The following is a 17,935-nucleotide window of genomic DNA, read 5'->3' on the forward strand; positions in this document are numbered from 1 at the left end:
AAAAAAGCAGCGTCGGGTAACCGATGCTGCTTTATCTCGAACGCGTACTCTCGTTCCCAAGGTGCTTCAATGTCTGACAAATCAACCAACCTTGTTATCAACCTCAACCCAGTGTCAGTTACCTAACATCTCTTCGATGAAGTCTTTCCAGTTTCCCAACTCACGATCAACCATAATAATTTACAACCTCAATTAATAGACGAAGCGGATTCTACGCCTGTTTTTTGAGCAAGTGAAGGGGTTCGGGAACGATGCCAGCCGCGAAAACCGGGGATAGTGCACATTTTCGTACTTATCTGATCAATGACTAATCTTGGCTATTCCCTTCCGATATTAATCCCTCAATCCAACTGCATAAAAGGTCTAACCCGGCCACTCTTCGCAGTCACTGTGCAAGCCGACTTGGGTTTCACACCGCGGAACTTAGCCGCCGTATTTTTATTTACAGTCTTTAACAGGTCACTGGCATAAGAAACAGAGAATTCCCTCGCATTCCATCTCAACAAAAATCAGCACACAACAAAAAAGTGTCGAGTTCCAGTGTGTCAGGCTGCAATAAACTCGATGACTTTCAATGAGTAACAAGTTCATCATTGCATTACTCAATAAATGATATTGATATTAATTATCAATATCATTAGCATTCGCACATCGTAAGTTAATGTAAAGGAATGTATATGAAGATGCACACCTCAGGCAACCTTAGCGCTTTCAGCGCCCTGGCATCCGCCATTTTGCTGTCATGTTCAGCACTGGCCGCCGAGCTTCCAGAAAGCCATTTTCAAACCAAACCAGTGGGATATGGTCTGTATGAACTGGCGTTTGATGGCCACAATAACAGCCTGTTTGCAGCCTCTACCCCCTCTTTTGCCAAAGGTAAAAACAACGGTATTGTCTACCGCATCAATCCAATGACACTTGCGACTGAGGCTAATATTGTTACCCAGCGCCGCGCATTCGCCACCGCATTGGATGAGCAGCGTAACCTGTTGTACATCGGTAACACCGTAGACGGTTCAGTCACTGTGATTGATCTCTCGAGCGGTAAAAAACTCGCCACCATCCAGCTCAGCGAAAGTATGAAAGAAGACCAATTCACACCGACACGTGAAATGGTGCTTGATAAGAAAAATCAGCGTTTGTATGTCTCCGGCACTTCACAAAAAGGTGTGCTGTGGGTGATCGATACCGCCAAACGTGAAAAGATTGCCACATTGAGCAACGTCGGCGAATACCCGACCGGCATTGCGCTCGATAGTGAACGTGGCCATATCTACTGCGTTAATGGCAGCGGCGAACTGATTACCCTGGATGCCGCCAGCCACAAGATCCTCAAGCGACAAGTGGTGGAACCCACCAAAAAGCATTTCTTCCTTAACATCAGCCTCGATACCAAAACGGGGCGTGCCTTTATCACAGATCCAGACCTGCCTAACGTACTGGTTGTTGATACCAACAGCGGCAAAATCCTGCATCAGATTGACGTAATTAACTCATTGGCCGTGCTGTTCAACCCAATGCGCAACGAAATCTACATTACGCATCGTGAAGCCAAACGCATCAGCATCGTTGACAGCAACAGCTACCGGGTCAAAAACAGCATTGTTACCCATGCACTGCCTAACAGCCTGGCACTTTCTGCAGACGGCAATCAACTCTTCGCCAGCATCAAGCAGTCCAAGGAAGAGATGGAGAAAAAGCAGGATTACCTGCTCAAGATTAATCTCGGCGGATTGTGAGGCAGGTAATGGCTAGTTTTATGATTCGACTTTCCGGTGGCGCATTGCTGTGCCTACCGGTCATGATTGCACAGGCCGCTGGCAGCGATCAGGCTCCCCGCCCACAGAAAGAAGAAACCCTGGAGGTGGTTGCTTCACCGTTCAGCGATGACGGCAGTACCGAAAATACCGGTTCCTATACCACCAGCCAAATGAGTACCGCAACCGGTCTGCCGCTAAGCATCAAGGATACGCCGCAGTCAGTTTCGGTCATCACTCGCCAACAGATTGATGACATCAATGCATATTCGTTAAAAGATATCCTGCGCTGGTCAACAGGCGTCAGTGAAAGCAATTACGATAGCGAACGCTCCTCGTTCAATTACCGCGGTTTTAGCGTCGATAACTATCAATACGACGGTGTTCCCACCTTCTTTGATTCCGGTTATTCCGGTGGTGAATCAGAAATTGATTCGATCACGCTGGATCACGTCGAGATCGTCAGAGGAGCCGCCGGTTTGCTCAACGGTGTTGGTAATCCAGGCGCCGCCATCAATTTAGTCAGAAAGAAAGCCTCCAGCCTTTCTCCTTTTGCCCGTGTTGAGCTGTCTGCCGGTTCCTGGGATCACTACCGCACCACGGTCGATGCCGGTACACCGCTCAATGATGAAGGTACTGTCAGGGTGCGCGTCGCCGCCGCTGCTGACCGCAGCCATTCTTATATGGAACGTCATCAAGAACGTAAGGGAGTGATCTACGGCACACTGGAAGCCGATCTGACCCGCGATACCCTGCTGCGGCTGGGGGCCGATTATCAGCAAAACCGGCCTAAAGCCTCCACCTGGGGCGGTGCCCTGCCAACCGGCTGGTTCAGTGACGGTAGCGAGATTAACTGGGATCGTCACTACAGTGGCGCATCTGACTGGTCAAGCTGGGATACCACGCTGAGTACTCAGTTCGCCACGCTGGAACACCAGTTCGACAACAACTGGAAAGGCGTCGCTAACTACACTCACAATCGCCAGGCCTTCGATGCCAAAATGGCAATGAGTCTTGGCGAACTGATCGATCCGGATACCTGGGCGGTAAAACCGTCAAGCCCCTATGCAGGGCGCTATGAAGGCTACCGCGATCAACATGCAATAGACATGAAGCTGAACGGTGATTTCAGCCTGCTGGGCCGTAACCACACATTTGTGGTAGGCAGTTCTTCAGCCTGGCAACACAGCTACAGCACCTATCGCAGCGCCAGCACCTCACAGTTATTTAGCGGCAACCTGCGTGAGTGGAATGGCGGCTTGGGCGAGCCCGAGTGGTCGGACAAAATGCCGCAAATGGATTACCGTACGCGGCAAATCGGAATTTATAGCAGCGCTGACTTCTCCGTTACGGATCGGTTGGATCTGATACTCGGTGCCCGCTTCAACAGCTTCAAAAACACCACGACTACCATCTCAAACAAAGTGACACCATTCTTCGGCACGGTGTATAAGCTGACCGATCAGGTTTCGGCCTATGCCAGCTACACCGACATATTCAAAGATCAGAACTATCTCGACAGCAGCGGTCATTACCTGGCACCGATTGAAGGTGTGAATAAGGAAGTGGGCATTAAAGCCGCTTTGCTCAATGACCGACTCAATCTGTCGCTGTCAGCCTTCCGCATCACGCAGGACAACCTGGGGGTACTGGACGAAGACACCAGCAATCTGGATTGGTTACAGCAGACCTATCATGAGAGCCAGGGGGCGACCAGCAAAGGGATCGAGTTCGAAATGAACGGCGAACTGGCGCAGGGCTGGAATGCGCAACTAGGCATTACGCACTTCTCGCTGAAAGACAAAGATAAAGTCAATCTTAACACCGAGCAGCCGCGCACCCGCATCAACCTGTTCACCACCTACCAACTGACGGGCGCCTTACGCGACCTGACTCTCGGCGGTGGTGCACGCTGGCAGAGTAGCGTTTATGCCAACGTCAACGGGGCCAAAAATGGCGAAATGGTCCAGCGCAAAGCCGAGCAAGGATCTTATGTTCTGGTCGATGCGATGGCACGTTACAAACTGACGCCGCAAACGTCAGTGCAACTTAACCTGAACAACGTTTTCGATCAGAAATACTACTCTCAGGTTAATTTCTACAGTACCCGTAACTATGGCAACCCACGCAATTTCATGCTGACGCTAAAACACGAGTTCTGATCGCCTTCTGCAATAAACGGCCCCGGATAACGGGGCCGATTTCACGCCAACGTCTATATCCCTTGTGTGATGAATTCTTCCGTAGTAGCGTGCCAAAGGTATCAAAAAACCACACGTCTCTGAGGCCATGTCATGTCCCCTACACTGACCGTCGAACAATTGAAAGAATTGGGCCGTTACCAAGAAGCCACCGAGCTGGCAAAACAACAACTTTTGCAAAAGCCGGAAGAAGCCACCCTGCACTATCAATTAGCGTGTCTGTATGACGTTCAAGGTTTTGAGCAGCAGGCTATTCCTTGTTATCTCTCGGCACTGGCGCACAAGTTGCCGGTGAAGCAACGGCAAGAAGCCTGGCTTGGCCTGGGCAGCACCTACCGGGCGCTTGGGCTGTATCAGCAATCACTGACTGCCTTCGACGACGGACTTGCCGAGTTCCCGCAGGCTAAAGAATTGACGCTGTTCCGCGCCATGACGCTGTACAACCTGGGTGAAACCAAACAGGCAGTCGCAGACCTGCTCCTGCTACTGGCAGAAACGTCCTCCTACAGCGATATCAGCAGTTACCAACGGGCAATCCGCCAATATGCCGCCGATCTGGATCGGATTGGCTAAGCGAGGTCAAAATGGAGATAGTCACCGATCCGAACCGTTATGGCGTCGACTGGCAGCAATTAGCTGAACTCTTGGACGCAGCAGGATTAGGCCAACGTGATCCGCAAGTCCTGCAACGGGTTTATCAACACAGCCAATTTTGCTATTGGGGCTACTGCGATGGCAGGTTAGTCGCTACTGCGCATGCCATCAGTGACATGACGTCCGTCGCCTATCTGGCCGATGTGGCCCTCCATCCAGACGTTCAAGGACGGGGGTTAGGACGGTTATTGATGGATCGGGTGATGCAGGATTTGGCGCCGCTCGGAAAGGTGTTTATCTACTCAGTGCCTGACAAGCTGGATTTTTACAAAAAATACCATTTCCGTGAGCTGACCACAGGCATGGTTTATGCCGATAACGCGTCATTGGAACGCCTGCAACAGAATGGTTACCTGCGCAGCCCCCTTTAAAGGAACGCCCTTTGATCATAGAGAACAAGCTGTCCCCGCAGGATTGTGCGGACATGAATGAGATCCGCGCAGAAATAGATATGATGGATGAAAACATCATCAAGCTGATCGCCAAGCGTTTTGCCTACGTAAAGGCAGCGGCAAAATTCAAGACCAGTCCCGATGCCGTGCGCGCCAAAGCGCGCTTTGAAGCCATGCTACTGCAAAGACGCGTCTGGGCCGATGAACAAGGTTTGAGCCCGGAGGTAGTAGAAAAACTGTATCGCGATCTGGTCACTTACTTTATCAGCGAAGAGATGAAGCATTGGTCCAAGGCCCAAAGTGATGAATAGAACCGGGGTTTCTCCATCATCGACCACGAATGGCCGATGGTGAAAAAAGCCTGAGTTATAAATTACGTCAGGCCAGAGAATAATTTCCGGCCAGTCATCTACAGCGTCTTCATCATAAAGATACGGCTGGTGCCCGCCGGCAGACAGGGCACTTCGCCGAAGCGTGTCCAACCATTCAGCTCATAAAATTTCGGTGCCTGAAAGCTGATGGTGTATAACACAGCTGATACGCAACCCCTGCTCCGCCCTTCCAGTTCAAAACGACGCAGCAGCTCACTGCCCAGCCCAGATCCTCTCAGCGATTTTGGCAAATAAAACAGATCCAAAAACAGCATGCCCAGTGATGAGCGCCCGGTGATGCCCCCCAATACCGTTCCGCTCATCGAATCTTTCACTACCACGGCCAACGGACGTCGGTCGTTGTTGCCTGTCACTTCATCGTTGTACTGATTCAGACCTTCAGCGATCAGCGCTTCTATTTCATCAATTGCGTTTTCGGTGGTTTCAATACGATATTTATCCATGTTTTTCTTCTTGTGCAGGGAGACTGAATGCCACATTGAGATTAGCAAATAATTCACCGCATTAAATTCGGTCTGTATTTTTTCAGCTTTTCCCCGTCTTTCAGACCATTGGACGGTGGAACTCCCCGTCATTTTTCGGCATGCTGGTCGCTGGCTTTCATTTCACCGCCACCGGCGGTTTACCACCGGCCACACGCGTCGGTGTTGGGTTGCAGAGAAGGTTCTTACTCCATGACGTTAACCATGTACGGCATCAAAAATTGTGACACCATCAAAAAAGCACGCCGCTGGCTGGAAGAACAGGGTGTGGCTTACCAATTTCACGACTATCGCGCCGACGGGCTGGACGAACAGCAGTTGCGTGGTTTTGTCGAATGCCTGGGTTGGGAACCGCTGCTCAATACCCGCGGCACCACCTGGCGTAAGCTGGATGAAGCGCAGCGTAATGCCTGCGACAATGCCGATGCGGCTATCGCACTGATGCTGGCCCAACCGGCAATCATCAAACGCCCACTCCTGGACGACGGCAACGGCCATGCCCTGCTTGGCTTCAACGCCGAAAGCTACCAGCAATTTATTTCCGAGGTGGCAGCATGATTTGCCCGGTGATCGAACTTGCCCAACAGCTGATCAAACGCCCTTCACTCAGCCCACATGACGAAGGCTGTCAGGCGTTGATGATTGAACGTCTCGAGGCCATCGGCTTTACCGTTGAGCCAATGCCTTTCGGCGATACCCTGAACTTCTGGGCTTGGCGCGGCGAGGGGCAAACTCTGGCCTTTGCCGGCCATACCGACGTGGTGCCGACCGGCGACGAAAAACGCTGGGACAACCCGCCGTTTGAACCCACTATCCGCGACGGTATGCTGTATGGCCGCGGCGCGGCAGACATGAAAGGCTCGCTGGCGGCGATGGTCGTGGCAGCTGAGCGTTTTGTGGCAGCCAACCCACACCATCAGGGGCGTTTAGCGTTTCTGATCACGTCCGATGAAGAGGCCAGTGCCACTCACGGTACGGTTAAAGTCGTGGAAGCGTTAATGGCTCGCAATGAGCGTCTGGATTACTGCCTGGTTGGCGAGCCGTCCAGCACCGAGCGCGTTGGTGATGTGGTGAAGAATGGCCGCCGTGGCTCAATTACTGCCAACTTGCACATTCACGGTATCCAGGGTCATGTCGCTTACCCACACCTGGCAGATAACCCAGTACACCGTGCCATGCCGGCCCTGAATGAACTGGTGGCCATTGAGTGGGATCGCGGTAATGAATTCTTCCCGCCGACCAGTATGCAAATAGCCAATGTGCAAGCCGGTACCGGCAGCAACAACGTCATCCCGGGCGAAATGTTCGTTCAGTTCAACTTCCGTTTCAGTACCGAATCGACCGACGCGACGATCAAACAGCGTGTAGAAGAGTTGCTTGAACGGCATCAGTTAAATTACAGCATCGAATGGCGACTGTCGGGTCACCCCTTCCTGACTGCACGCGGTGCGTTGGTAGACGCGGTGGTTAATGCCGTCGAACATTATTCCGAACTGACGCCACAATTACTGACCACCGGCGGTACCTCAGACGGGCGCTTTATCGCCCAAATGGGTGCACAGGTGGTTGAACTGGGGCCCGTGAATGCAACGATCCATAAGGTCAACGAATGTGTACACGCGGCTGACCTGCAATTACTGAGTCGCATGTATCAACGCATCATGGAGCAATTAGTCGCATGATCACGCCAGAAATGCTGACCGGGCGCTCGACCGACCACCTGGCACCGCTTAGCGGTAACCACCGCCTGCAACCTGCGGCAGTCGCCGCGTTCCTTGCCATGCAACAGGCGGCGCTCGAAGCCGGGTTTAATCTACAGCCGGCCAGCACATTTCGTGATTTTGAACGGCAACAGGCGATCTGGAATGGCAAATTTTGCGGTGAACGCCCAGTATTAGATAAGGACAGTCGGCCGATCGACATCACGCCACTGTCCGCGGCAGAACGTTGCGAAGCGATCTTACGCTGGTCGGCGCTACCGGGCGCCAGCCGCCATCACTGGGGCAGCGATCTGGACGTTTACGATCCTTCGCTGTTGCCCGCTGGGCAGAGGTTGCAACTGGAACCCTGGGAATACGAACAAGGCGGCTACTTTTATCCACTCAACCAGTGGATGACGGAACATATGGCCGAATTTGGCTTTTACCGTCCGTTCACCGAAGATGGCGACGGCGTGGCGGTGGAACCTTGGCATTTGAGCTACCGCCCGTTAGCGCGCGAGGCTGAACATTTGCTGACGCCAGCATTGCTGCTGGCAGCCTGGAAAAATAAGGACGTTGCTGGTGCACAATGGCTTGAAGAGCATTTGCCATCGATATTTTCGCGTTTTATACGCACTGAAGGAAAGGAGTAAATATGGAATGGTTAGCTGACTATTGGTGGATAATCCTGCTGATTTTAGTCGGGATGATCATCAGTGGGATCAAAGAGCTACGTCGCGTTGACGTCAAACGCTATCTGGCTGATAAGCCGGAAATCCCCCCTCATCGCGATAACAACGCTGAGTGGGATGACGACGATGACTGGCCGAAGAAAAAATAATATCAGGGCGCATAATGCGCCCTGACGTTTACTTGAAGGCGATTAAATCGCCCCGCTTACCAAACAGCGCTTCTTCCCAGTAACGTTGTGGCACGTAATAGTGCAGCCGTTCAAGGGCACTATTCATCATCCCTTGGTTAATGGCATGCCCAACGTCCTCCTCCACATCCAACGTGAAGTCGACGCCATTGGCCTGCAGCCGTTCCGCCGCCGCTCTCGCATGTTGCACTGCAATCACCGCATCTTGTTCGCCGTGGATCAAGTGCACCACGCTGTCGCCAAACGCTCGTTCCGGCAGGCTGGCAAAACGCCCACTGAAAGCCACCACACGGCCGGCAAGTTTGGGTTCAACCTTCAAGGCTTCCAGCGCCATGATTGATCCTTGAGAAAAACCGACCAGTGCGGTTCCTGCATCATTCACACCACTGTGCTTCTGCCAGTAACGTACGGTTTCGACAAATTGCGGCATCACTTCGGCTATGCGCTCAGCACGGTTCTCTTCCGTCACACCTTGTACTGAAAACCACTGGCGACCGCTGCCGTTCCCAAAGGGAAAAGGCCCGCCGATGCTCACCACCAACGCCTGAGGAAAATCCTTGGCGAAGTAGCTACCAATCTCACCCATCGCCACCGGGGTATCGCCGACACCGTGAAACAGCAGGATCAGCTGCGCAGCCGGGGTTGCCGGGCTTTGGACAACGAAATGCTCATGTTTCATCGGTGACTCCTTAATTCATCAGATTCTGCCCGGCGCCAGATGCCCGGGTTTCTGTCAGCTACTATACGCCGCTGAGAAATCAGGAAAATCGGGTTTTATTGAGCAACACCTTCAATTTATTCCAACGATTGAGACCAGTCGTGCCAACGCAGACAGTGCTGCGCATCGAGTTGTTCGAGAGCCAATCCCGCCTCTTGCCGCCAACGGCGCAGCAAGGCTTTCTGGCCACTGCAGCCAAGTTGAACCACGCAGGCTATCGTCGTCGCTTGTTGTTGCAAATGCAGACGCAAAGCAGGCAGCGGTAAGGTACTGGCTAACAATAAACGTTGCAGAGCTCCCAGACTGGCTTCGAGTGGCCGGTGGGCAAAGGCAAACCCGGCCAACTCGCGCCAGTCGTCCTCACCCAGTTGTGTATCACCATCATCACCGGTGATCTCCAGTTGCAGATTAATGCGTGGCTGTAGCCAACGCCAATCACGTGCAAGATGCTTATGGGCCGCATGTTGCAGCGCTTCGCCCTGTTCGGTCAACGGTAGGATCGCCATGGCGGTGTAGCAGCCACTGCTGGCTTCCGTTTTGCTACCGATGCGTACCAACTCAAAACCACAGGACTGCCAAAACCGCCACAGCGGCTCGGTGTAACCAAAGCTGACCGAAAGGTAATCCAGCCCCCGTGTTTGCTGGCGTTGCTGCGCGATCATACGGCGAGCAATGCCTTGCTGACGTAGCGAAGGCAACACCGCAATGCGGGTAATTCGTCGTGAACGCAGCGTCGGCGCCCACCACGGCCCGCCATGTGCCGCCAGCGATTGAGCCACCAGATTGCCGCGCGGCCGTCGTCGTCCCGCCCAGACGTCATGAGCCAGTTCGGCGGTCAACCCTCCTTCATCTACCAGCCACAGTGCACCGACGACGTTATCGTCCACCTGCGCCATGCCAAAGTGCATGCCGGGGGCATCCATCAGCCGCCGTAAATCAAGCGGCGAGGTACGGTAGTGGGCACTGCTCAATAAGGCATAAAAACGTGCCAGCCGTTGGGGCTCGGCACACAGCTCCCGTTGTTCAGCATCGCGGATACTGACCGCTTTATCCGACGCCTGCCATGTTGGTTGCTCAGTGAACAGTAACGCGTTATCTATTACACGCTCCAACGCATCGCCTTGGGCCCAACGCATCGGCTGCTCTAGCCCCAGCGACTGAAACGCAGGAAGCCCAGCACAAAACTTCAGTAAAAAACCACGGCCCGTGCCTTCATAACCCTGAACCGTAGTGGTCAGCAAAACACGGGGGAAATGACCAACCAGTTGTTGCAATAACGGGCCGGGGATCGCCGCAGCTTCATCCACCAGCAACCAGCCTACGTCACTGACGTCATGTTCACGGCAATAGGCCAACAGCGCGTCCGGTGCCCAAAATTGAGCACGGCCCTGCGCCCATTCACCAGCGACTTCTGTGGCAGCACGGCTCGGCCCGGTAATCCAGCAGGTGAGTGGTGTATTTGCCACCAGCATGCCTGCCACCGTTGATTTTCCGCGCCCACGCGCAGCAGTCAGCACCCAAATGCCTGACTCGGCGCCCAGCAATTGCGTCAGTAACCTTTGTTGTTCTGTCGTAGGGAGACCCTGCGGCGCTTGCCAGTCTGGGCGTGACGGTAACGGTGCCAATGTCAGCACCTCATCCTGTCGCCAGACGGTCACCTCAGTGTCTGCCGCCAAGTGCTGTTGCAGATGATGAATAAAATTTAGGGTAGTGATCGGTTGTGGGCAATCGCTCCAGCGTAGGCTGTCATGATCCGGCTGCTGATGCCATTGTCGCCAGGATGGCGTCAGTAACAGTAACCAACTGCCGGCACGCAAGGTACCGGCTAATGCTGCCAGCGCTTCAACATCCAAACCGGTTGTTGCATCAAACGTCGCATGTAGCCGCTCTTGCCCCAGTAGCGTTTTCACTGCGCCACTCGCCAACGCTTGCACACCCGCCGGTGGTTTTTCTCCCACCCACGGCCAGTCACCCGGTAGCATTGCTGCCAGGTGTTGCGCCTGCTGGCGGCACCATTGCGGCTCGCCACTGAGCACCAACAGGCGCCTGATGCCCTGCTGCTGCATACGTTGTTGCATTGCCTGTAACAAGGCGGTGTCCCTTATTTACGACGGTGCCACGTCCACATGTGGGACATAGCCTAATATCCAGACTTAAAAAAATGCCGGAGTCAGGCTCCGGCAGTGCATGTTAACGGGATGCGAAGGTGTTGCAGGTGTTAGGATCGCCGCTGTCAAAACCCTGTTTAAACCAGGTATAACGCTGCTGTGAGGTACCGTGGGTGAAACTGTCCGGTACAACACGCCCTTGTCCCTGTTGCTGCAAACGATCGTCGCCGATCGCCTGTGCGGCGTTCAACGCCGACTGCAAATCACCCTCTTCCAACATCTGCTGCTTCTCAGCATATTTGCCCCAGACACCGGCAAAACAGTCCGCCTGCAGTTCCATTTTCACCGACAGACGATTGACTTCCGCCTGACTGGCGCCCTGTTGCATCTGACGGACCTTCGCTTCAATACCCAGCAGGTTCTGTACATGATGGCCGACTTCATGCGCCACTACATAGGCCTGCGCAAAGTCACCACCGGCACCCAGTTTGGTTTTCATGTCCTGGTAGAACGACAAATCGATATACACCGTTTTGTCACCCGGGCAATAGAACGGGCCCATTGCCGCCTGACCTGTACCACAACTGGTGCGCGTCACACCGCGATACATCACCAGTTTAGGCGGCTGATAGGTTTTCCCCATACGCTGGAAAACCTCTTTCCAGTTATCTTCGGTAGAGGCCAGCACCACCGAGGTAAACTTGGCCAATTCATCGTCTTTTGGACTGATGCTGGCACTCTGTTGTTGAGTTTGCGGACTCACGCTACCGCCATTCAACAACGGTGAAAGATCGACGCCGTAATAACCGGCGACCAGTACCACCACCAAAATGACGATACCGCCTTTACCGCGCGGCACGCGGAAACCGCCGCCACCGCCACCCAGACCTGAAGACTGCCCGCGACGATCCTCAACATTGTCACTTTCCCGACGCCCTTGCCAACGCATAAGTAAACTCCAGATTAGGTTTTTGTCATTGTACGCTATACCCAAAATAATTGGAGTTGCATCAAGGCGCTAAGGGAATGGCAAATCGGTTTCGAATCGATTTGAACAGCGCTTGCACTGACTCGCAGGCAGACCCTTAATGAGAGGATCATCATCCCGATGCGCTTACTCAAGTAAGTGATTCGGGTGAACGAGTGCAGCCAACACAGATGCAACTTCAAGTATGCCGGATACCATCATTATAAATGCTCAGCGGCGGGGGAAATGTAGAATTTTTCTGGAAATGCAGGTGAAGCGGAACAGATGGCGGGAAATAAAGGGAATGACGGGGCCAGCTGACCCCGTATACAGCGAAGACGCTTAGTCGAGTTTGACGCCGATGCGGCGCGCCACTTCTTCATAGGCTTCGATCAAACCACCCAGACTCTGACGGAAACGGTCTTTGTCCATCTTGTCCAGCGTGTTTTTGTCCCACAGGCGGCTGCCATCTGGTGAGAACTCATCACCCAGCACGACTTCACCGTTGAACAGACCAAACTCCAGTTTGAAGTCGACCAGGATCAGGCCTGCATCGTCAAACAGCTTGCTCAGTACGTCGTTTGCCTTGTAGCTCAGCTCACGCATGCGCGCCAGATGCTCTTTGTTCACCCAGCCGAAGGTTTCGCAATAAGACTCATTGACCATCGGATCGTGCATGGCATCGTTTTTCAGGAACAGGTCAAACAGAGGTGGGTTCAACACCAGGCCTTCTTCAATACCCAGACGCTTCACCAAAGAACCGGCGGCACGGTTACGGATCACACATTCGACCGGCACCATGTCCAGCTTTTTCACCAGCACTTCATTGTCTGACAGCAGGCGTTCCATCTGCGTCGGGATGCCAGCCTCTTCCAATTTACTCATGATGAAATGGTTGAACTTGTTGTTCACCATGCCTTTGCGATCAAACTGCTCAATGCGCTGACCATCCAGTGCTGACGTATCGTTGCGGAATTCCAACACCAGCAGATCAGGATTTTCAGTGGTGTAGACGGTTTTTGCCTTCCCGCGATACAGCTCAGCTAGCTTTTGCATCTGACTTACTCCAATAAAAGAATTATTTAAAAACGCTGCAAGGATGATGCGTCTATTGTGCCAAATCCGCGACGCAAACGATACCGTATCATTCAAAGAAAAAGGGGCCGAAGCCCCTTTTCAGTTATTTAACGCTGGTTTTGCTGAATGCTGACTGGAATGCCGCAACCAACCCGTCGTTTTGCGACTGGGTCAACGGCTTACCTTTAGGATCGATAAATTGCAGGCTGGTACGGTTGTTCAAATCCCCTACCTGCAGTTTGTAATCACCTTCTTTCAGTTCAGGATCCTTGGCGCCCAACGCATCCCAATCGCTACCGCTCAGGGATTTGTAAGTCACAGCGACGGTGCCTTGCGGACGGCTGCGGTCACCCACTTTCATCCCCAGTTTTTCCAACGCTGCAGGCAGGCGATCCCACACCACAGTGTACGGACCACGCACGACCAACATTGGCAAACCGGTATCATCCGCCGCGCTCTGCACGTCCAGCGCACCGAAACGGTTGGCAGACTGGCTGCTCGCCAAGTTGTCTTGTTTGTCCAGGCCTTCAACGATGGTGTTCATCATCATACCGTTGTAGCGCTGCACTTCAGACGGGTCGGTAACCTGCTCGGTTTTACCCTGCTGTTGCAGGCCGACGGTTTTAACCACCAGCGCCTGCTGATAACCCTGCTGCTGCACGCTGATCTGGTAGCGGCCTTCGTACTGGTTGTCTTCATCCAGACGGTTCCACTTCACCCAGTCAGTAGTCAGGGTCTGAGTAGCGTCCTGGCGTGAGGCAATTGCGATATTTTTCGCCTGCAGCATGCTGGTAACGCGTGACCACAGGTTCTGGTTTTGCGGGCTGTTTTCAAGCAGCAGCGTACCGCTGTCACCCGCATATTGCGCGCGTGAACCACTCAACAATGCCAGAGGCTGTACCGGCGGACGAATATCCAGTTGCTTGCCGACACCGCCTTTCAGCGTGGTAGCCGGAACATCATAGTTACCGCTTTGCACCGGCAGGATCATACCCGCAGGGGTGTTCAGAGCCTTAAGCGGTGAAGCGTCGAGATACGCTTCATCGCCGCTGACCTGGCGCTTGTAGCGCTGATCGCTGCTACAGGCAGCCAACATCATAACCAGCGAGATGCCAACGACTTTTGCTACCGTCGACTTTTGCAATGAATAAACCATCAAATTTCCCTTAGAGTTACAGCAAACCGGCGCTTTTCAGTGCGCGTTCCACTACCGGACGGGCAGCGTCGGTCAACGGCGTCATAGGCAGACGCATCGTATCGGTTGCCATCAATCCCAATGCCTTGCAGGCCCATTTCACCGGAATTGGGTTTGCTTCTACAAACAAATCCTGATGCAACGGCATCAAGCGCTGATTTAAACGGCGTGCTTGGGCAAAGTCGCCCTGCGCTGCCAGCGCGCAAAGTTGCGCCATTTCACGCGCCGCCACGTTGGCCGTCACGGAAATCACCCCTTTGCCGCCCAGTTGCATGAAATCCAGACCGCTGGCGTCATCGCCGCTCAGCAAAATGAAATCTTCATCATCAACCAGCACTTGGATCTGACTTACACGACTTAAGTTCCCTGTTGCCTCTTTAACAGCAACAATATTCTTAATTTTTGCTAAACGCGCAATCACCGGCGGCAGCATGTCACACCCGGTGCGTGAAGGCACGTTATAGAGGATTTGCGGCAGTGCGGTGCTTTCGGCAATCGCCTTGAAGTGCTGGTACAGCCCTTCCTGAGTCGGTTTATTGTAGTAAGGCGTGACCGTCAGGCAACCCACTACGCCGCTATTTTCGAAGCGCTGGGTCAGCGAAATGGCTTCAGCGGTGGCGTTGGCACCGGTACCGGCGATCACCGGAATACGGCCTGCGGCCAGTTCCAGCGTCTGCAATACCACGTCGACGTGCTCGTCATGGGCAAGCGTTGCAGACTCGCCGGTAGTCCCTACGGAAACGATGGCCGCAGTTCCACTGGCTACATGATAATCAATCAATTTTTTTAGGCTCGCGCGATCGACAGCACCTGTGTCGTCCATCGGCGTAACCAGTGCAACTATACTTCCCGTAAACATTGGCCGTCCCCTCCACAAACAAGTCACTCATGGTACTTTTGCTGCCTATCCAAAAGCAAGCAAACAACGGTGTTGTAAGCGCTTGGCAGGCGGTTTTTTTTATGTTTACCATGGTAACCCCATTGTGCACGACAGGAAGCTCCATTTTGCCTAAGCCAGATGAACACTATCTCGTGATTACCGCGCTCGGTACCGACCGCCCCGGGATCGTCAATGCCATCACCCGCCACGTCAGCAGTTGCGGATGCAATATCGAAGATAGCCGTCTGGCCATGTTGGGTGAGGAATTCACTTTCATCATGCTGCTTTCCGGCAGTTGGAACGCCATTACCCTGATTGAGTCCACCTTGCCGCAAAAAGGCGCAGAACTGGACCTGCTCATTGTTATGAAGCGGACCAACTCACACGAAAGGCCGCCAATGCCGGCCACAGTATGGGTACAGGTTGAAGTAAAAGACTCCCCGCACCTCATCGAGCGCTTTACCGATCTGTTCGACTCCAGCCAGATGAACATTGCCGAATTGGTGTCTCGCACCCAACCCGCAGAAGGTGACCTGCCGCCACAGCTGTATATCCAGATCACAGCACACAGTCCCGGCAATCAAGATGCATCAAATATTGAGCAAGCCTTTCATCGCCTATGTACAGAATTGAAAGCACAAGGCAGTATTAGCGTTGTGAACTATCCACAGCATGATGAGAAAGATGGAGAGTAGTTATGAGCCCATTGAAAGCCGGTGACACAGCGCCGAACTTTAGTTTGCCTGACCAGGACGGTGAGGAAATTAACTTAGCCGACTTCCAGGGACAGCGAGTGCTTGTTTATTTTTATCCCAAGGCGATGACGCCGGGCTGTACCGTACAGGCCTGCGGTTTGCGGGATAACATGGATGACTTGAAAAAAGCCGGTGTCGAAGTGCTTGGCATCAGCACGGATAAACCAGAAAAGCTGTCGCGTTTTGCCGAGAAAGAGTTGTTGAACTTCACCCTGCTATCCGATGAGGATCACCAGGTCGCAGAGCAGTTTGGCGTTTGGGGTGAGAAAACCTTCATGGGGAAAACCTATGATGGCATTCACCGCATCAGCTTCTTGCTCGACACTAAAGGTAAGGTTGAAAAAGTGTTTGATGATTTCAAGACCACCAATCATCACGACATCGTTCTGAGCTACCTGCAGCAATAATTCTCACGAAGCGCAGCGGCCTGCTGCGCTTCGTTATTTCGCTTCTCGCTTATTCTTGTTCCGTTTCCACCCGAAGTTCATCCGGCCAAGCGTGAATGACAGCCTTCACTAACGTCGCCAGTGGGATAGCAAAGAACACGCCCCAAAAACCCCACAACCCACCGAAAATGATCACCGACAGAATGATCACCAACGGATGCAGATTGACCGCTTCGGAGAACAAAATTGGCACCAACAGGTTGCCATCCAGTCCCTGTACCACAAGATAAGCGACGATCAGCGTCCAGAAATCGGCGCCGATGCCCCATTGGAACATTGCCACCACCACCACGGGAATGGTCACCAGCACGGCACCGATATACGGGATCAGCACAGAGAACCCCACTAATACCGCCAGCAGCAGCGAATAGCGCATGTCCAGAATCACGAACACCAGGTAAGTCGCGACGCCGACAATCACCATCTCCAGCACTTTGCCGCGAATATAATTGGTGATCTGCTGATTCATTTCGAGCCATACCTGCCCGGCTAACCCACGATTACGCGGCAAGACACGGCGTACAGCGTTGAGCATCTGCTCTTTGTCCTTCAGCAGGAAGAACATCATCATCGGTACCAAGATCAGGTAAATTGCCAGCGTCAGCAGCCCCACCAACGAAGCCAGTGAGAATTTCACTACCGACTCCCCCATACCCGACAGACGCCCACGCAGGTTCTCCGCCATCATATCGATGATACCGGCATCCACCAGCGCCGGATAACGCTTCGGTAACGTCGCAGCAAAGTTATAAAACTGATTGAGCATCCCCGGTAAATCAGTCATCAGGTTGATACCTTGCTGCCAGGCCGTCGGCGCTACCACGAATACCAGCAGCATCGCGATACCGGCAAACATGATCATGACCATGCTCGCCGCCCAGTTACGCGAACAACCAATGCGTTGTAGCCGGGCCGTCGGCCACTCCAACAAGTAAGCCAGCACAATGGCCACCAGCAGCGGGGTCAAAATGCCATGCAAAAAATAGAGAATGAGGAACCCGGCGACCAGGATCACCAACAGCGCGATGGCCTGCGGATCGGTAAAGCGGCGGCGGTACCACTGTAATAACATCTCCAGCATCAGAGAGTGCTCCTAGAGGATTGACTGGCAGGCATTGCGATTCCTGGGTTGGGTATTTTTATGAAGTGAATTGGGTATACGTTTGGGCACACCAAAACTCAACGTGCTCGTCTTACATCGATATCTGCTTGATGGGATGTGTCATCTGAAGAACGCCAAACCTATAACAGATGCCATGAAAATACGAGAGCACAAGGCAAGCGTATGGTTGTACCATGACAGGCGCTTCTCATCCAATGATGGCTGTCGT

20 protein-coding genes are annotated in these 17,935 nt (G+C 53.2%); 11 read left to right on the forward strand and 9 right to left on the reverse strand.

The features are described from left to right. Positions 1 to 114: 114 nt before the first annotated feature. On the reverse strand, positions 115 to 174 hold the full coding sequence (gene ypfM, locus SGBXF1_RS17695; RefSeq protein WP_112349006.1) for a protein YpfM: 60 nt from the start codon (positions 172 to 174) through the stop codon (positions 115 to 117). Positions 175 to 677: 503 nt separating this feature from the next. Here ypfM and yncE point away from each other — a divergent pair. The 5 genes from yncE (at position 678) to SGBXF1_RS17720 (ending at position 5,315) form a co-directional block, all read left to right on the forward strand. Continuing rightward, entirely contained in the window at positions 678 to 1,739 is a 1,062-nt protein-coding gene (gene yncE, locus SGBXF1_RS17700) for a 7-bladed beta-propeller protein YncE (protein ID WP_186427277.1), read from the forward strand. Between the two features lie 8 nt (positions 1,740 to 1,747). Beyond that, the gene (locus tag SGBXF1_RS17705; protein WP_186427278.1) at positions 1,748 to 3,919 is read left to right on the forward strand and encodes a TonB-dependent siderophore receptor; all 2,172 of its coding nucleotides are present in this window, start codon (positions 1,748 to 1,750) and stop codon (positions 3,917 to 3,919) included. Positions 3,920 to 4,051: 132 nt separating this feature from the next. Further along, complete coding sequence (locus tag SGBXF1_RS17710; protein ID WP_037426341.1) at positions 4,052 to 4,531, forward strand: tetratricopeptide repeat protein; 480 nt, start codon at positions 4,052 to 4,054, stop codon at positions 4,529 to 4,531. A gap of 11 nt (positions 4,532 to 4,542) precedes the next feature. Further along, complete coding sequence (locus SGBXF1_RS17715; RefSeq protein ID WP_037426344.1) at positions 4,543 to 4,983, forward strand: GNAT family N-acetyltransferase; 441 nt, start codon at positions 4,543 to 4,545, stop codon at positions 4,981 to 4,983. An 11-nt stretch (positions 4,984 to 4,994) separates the two neighbouring features. Continuing rightward, positions 4,995 to 5,315, forward strand: a complete 321-nt coding sequence (locus tag SGBXF1_RS17720; protein WP_037426347.1) for an isochorismate lyase — start codon at positions 4,995 to 4,997, stop codon at positions 5,313 to 5,315. A gap of 98 nt (positions 5,316 to 5,413) precedes the next feature. Here SGBXF1_RS17720 and SGBXF1_RS17725 read toward each other — a convergent pair whose 3' ends face one another. Further along, positions 5,414 to 5,839 carry a GNAT family N-acetyltransferase gene (locus SGBXF1_RS17725; protein WP_061808266.1) on the reverse strand — a complete coding sequence of 142 codons (426 nt, stop codon included), beginning with the start codon at positions 5,837 to 5,839 and terminating at the stop codon, positions 5,414 to 5,416. A 231-nt stretch (positions 5,840 to 6,070) separates the two neighbouring features. Between SGBXF1_RS17725 and SGBXF1_RS17730 the strand changes: the two genes are divergently transcribed. From SGBXF1_RS17730 to SGBXF1_RS17745, 4 genes are read left to right on the forward strand one after another with little or no spacing between them, the layout of a single operon-like run. Beyond that, positions 6,071 to 6,436: an ArsC family reductase gene (locus SGBXF1_RS17730; protein ID WP_186427279.1), complete on the forward strand. Its 366-nt coding sequence runs from the start codon at positions 6,071 to 6,073 to the stop codon at positions 6,434 to 6,436. Continuing rightward, a complete protein-coding gene (dapE, locus tag SGBXF1_RS17735; protein ID WP_061808267.1) occupies positions 6,433 to 7,560 on the forward strand; it encodes a succinyl-diaminopimelate desuccinylase in 1,128 nt (375 codons plus the stop codon). The genes SGBXF1_RS17730 and dapE overlap by 4 nt, the downstream gene beginning before the upstream one ends. Next, positions 7,557 to 8,231, forward strand: coding sequence for a M15 family metallopeptidase (locus SGBXF1_RS17740; RefSeq protein ID WP_186427280.1), 675 nt, complete (start codon positions 7,557 to 7,559; stop codon positions 8,229 to 8,231). The genes dapE and SGBXF1_RS17740 overlap by 4 nt, the downstream gene beginning before the upstream one ends. A gap of 2 nt (positions 8,232 to 8,233) precedes the next feature. Continuing rightward, a complete protein-coding gene (locus SGBXF1_RS17745; protein WP_037426952.1) occupies positions 8,234 to 8,419 on the forward strand; it encodes a YpfN family protein in 186 nt (61 codons plus the stop codon). A 28-nt stretch (positions 8,420 to 8,447) separates the two neighbouring features. Here the strand turns inward: SGBXF1_RS17745 and ypfH are convergent, their stop codons facing one another. From ypfH to dapA, 6 genes are all read right to left on the reverse strand, one after another. Beyond that, positions 8,448 to 9,137, reverse strand: coding sequence for an esterase (gene ypfH, locus SGBXF1_RS17750; RefSeq protein ID WP_061808268.1), 690 nt, complete (start codon positions 9,135 to 9,137; stop codon positions 8,448 to 8,450). Between the two features lie 116 nt (positions 9,138 to 9,253). Continuing rightward, the gene (locus SGBXF1_RS17755) at positions 9,254 to 11,254 is read right to left on the reverse strand and encodes a tRNA(Met) cytidine acetyltransferase TmcA (protein WP_238321051.1); all 2,001 of its coding nucleotides are present in this window, start codon (positions 11,252 to 11,254) and stop codon (positions 9,254 to 9,256) included. Between the two features lie 112 nt (positions 11,255 to 11,366). Next, on the reverse strand, positions 11,367 to 12,233 hold the full coding sequence (gene ypfJ / locus SGBXF1_RS17760; protein ID WP_037424454.1) for a KPN_02809 family neutral zinc metallopeptidase: 867 nt from the start codon (positions 12,231 to 12,233) through the stop codon (positions 11,367 to 11,369). A gap of 360 nt (positions 12,234 to 12,593) precedes the next feature. Beyond that, positions 12,594 to 13,307, reverse strand: coding sequence for a phosphoribosylaminoimidazolesuccinocarboxamide synthase (gene purC, locus SGBXF1_RS17765; RefSeq protein WP_020828051.1), 714 nt, complete (start codon positions 13,305 to 13,307; stop codon positions 12,594 to 12,596). 124 nt (positions 13,308 to 13,431) lie between these two features. Further along, positions 13,432 to 14,484 (reverse strand): outer membrane protein assembly factor BamC, encoded by a 1,053-nt coding sequence (gene bamC / locus SGBXF1_RS17770; RefSeq protein WP_037424458.1) that lies wholly within the window; start codon positions 14,482 to 14,484, stop codon positions 13,432 to 13,434. Positions 14,485 to 14,500: 16 nt separating this feature from the next. Further along, positions 14,501 to 15,382, reverse strand: coding sequence for a 4-hydroxy-tetrahydrodipicolinate synthase (gene dapA, locus SGBXF1_RS17775; RefSeq protein WP_061808270.1), 882 nt, complete (start codon positions 15,380 to 15,382; stop codon positions 14,501 to 14,503). A gap of 110 nt (positions 15,383 to 15,492) precedes the next feature. Between dapA and SGBXF1_RS17780 the strand changes: the two genes are divergently transcribed. Then, complete coding sequence (locus SGBXF1_RS17780) at positions 15,493 to 16,098, forward strand: glycine cleavage system transcriptional repressor (RefSeq protein WP_200876003.1); 606 nt, start codon at positions 15,493 to 15,495, stop codon at positions 16,096 to 16,098. A gap of 2 nt (positions 16,099 to 16,100) precedes the next feature. Then, on the forward strand, positions 16,101 to 16,565 hold the full coding sequence (bcp, locus tag SGBXF1_RS17785; RefSeq protein ID WP_037424462.1) for a thioredoxin-dependent thiol peroxidase: 465 nt from the start codon (positions 16,101 to 16,103) through the stop codon (positions 16,563 to 16,565). A 49-nt stretch (positions 16,566 to 16,614) separates the two neighbouring features. On the opposite strand, the gene SGBXF1_RS17790 is transcribed toward bcp, so the two are convergent. Next, on the reverse strand, positions 16,615 to 17,685 hold the full coding sequence (locus SGBXF1_RS17790; RefSeq protein WP_037424464.1) for an AI-2E family transporter: 1,071 nt from the start codon (positions 17,683 to 17,685) through the stop codon (positions 16,615 to 16,617). Positions 17,686 to 17,935: the final 250 nt, after the last annotated feature.

This window comes from Serratia grimesii, assembly GCF_900186025.1.
GTDB lineage: Bacteria > Pseudomonadota > Gammaproteobacteria > Enterobacterales > Enterobacteriaceae > Serratia > Serratia grimesii.

Coding starts and splice junctions, on each gene's coding strand:
- yncE (WP_186427277.1), top strand. CDS start 678: ATGAAGATGCACACCTCAGGCAACCTTAGCGCTTTCAGCGCCCTGGCA.
- SGBXF1_RS17705 (WP_186427278.1), top strand. CDS start 1,748: ATGGCTAGTTTTATGATTCGACTTTCCGGTGGCGCATTGCTGTGCCTA.
- SGBXF1_RS17710 (WP_037426341.1), top strand. CDS start 4,052: ATGTCCCCTACACTGACCGTCGAACAATTGAAAGAATTGGGCCGTTAC.
- SGBXF1_RS17715 (WP_037426344.1), top strand. CDS start 4,543: ATGGAGATAGTCACCGATCCGAACCGTTATGGCGTCGACTGGCAGCAA.
- SGBXF1_RS17725 (WP_061808266.1), bottom strand. CDS start 5,839: ATGGATAAATATCGTATTGAAACCACCGAAAACGCAATTGATGAAATA.
- SGBXF1_RS17730 (WP_186427279.1), top strand. CDS start 6,071: ATGACGTTAACCATGTACGGCATCAAAAATTGTGACACCATCAAAAAA.
- dapE (WP_061808267.1), top strand. CDS start 6,433: ATGATTTGCCCGGTGATCGAACTTGCCCAACAGCTGATCAAACGCCCT.
- SGBXF1_RS17740 (WP_186427280.1), top strand. CDS start 7,557: ATGATCACGCCAGAAATGCTGACCGGGCGCTCGACCGACCACCTGGCA.
- SGBXF1_RS17745 (WP_037426952.1), top strand. CDS start 8,234: ATGGAATGGTTAGCTGACTATTGGTGGATAATCCTGCTGATTTTAGTC.
- ypfH (WP_061808268.1), bottom strand. CDS start 9,137: ATGAAACATGAGCATTTCGTTGTCCAAAGCCCGGCAACCCCGGCTGCG.
- SGBXF1_RS17755 (WP_238321051.1), bottom strand. CDS start 11,254: ATGCAACAACGTATGCAGCAGCAGGGCATCAGGCGCCTGTTGGTGCTC.
- ypfJ (WP_037424454.1), bottom strand. CDS start 12,233: ATGCGTTGGCAAGGGCGTCGGGAAAGTGACAATGTTGAGGATCGTCGC.
- purC (WP_020828051.1), bottom strand. CDS start 13,307: ATGCAAAAGCTAGCTGAGCTGTATCGCGGGAAGGCAAAAACCGTCTAC.
- bamC (WP_037424458.1), bottom strand. CDS start 14,484: ATGGTTTATTCATTGCAAAAGTCGACGGTAGCAAAAGTCGTTGGCATC.
- dapA (WP_061808270.1), bottom strand. CDS start 15,382: ATGTTTACGGGAAGTATAGTTGCACTGGTTACGCCGATGGACGACACA.
- SGBXF1_RS17780 (WP_200876003.1), top strand. CDS start 15,493: ATGGTAACCCCATTGTGCACGACAGGAAGCTCCATTTTGCCTAAGCCA.
- bcp (WP_037424462.1), top strand. CDS start 16,101: ATGAGCCCATTGAAAGCCGGTGACACAGCGCCGAACTTTAGTTTGCCT.
- SGBXF1_RS17790 (WP_037424464.1), bottom strand. CDS start 17,685: ATGCTGGAGATGTTATTACAGTGGTACCGCCGCCGCTTTACCGATCCG.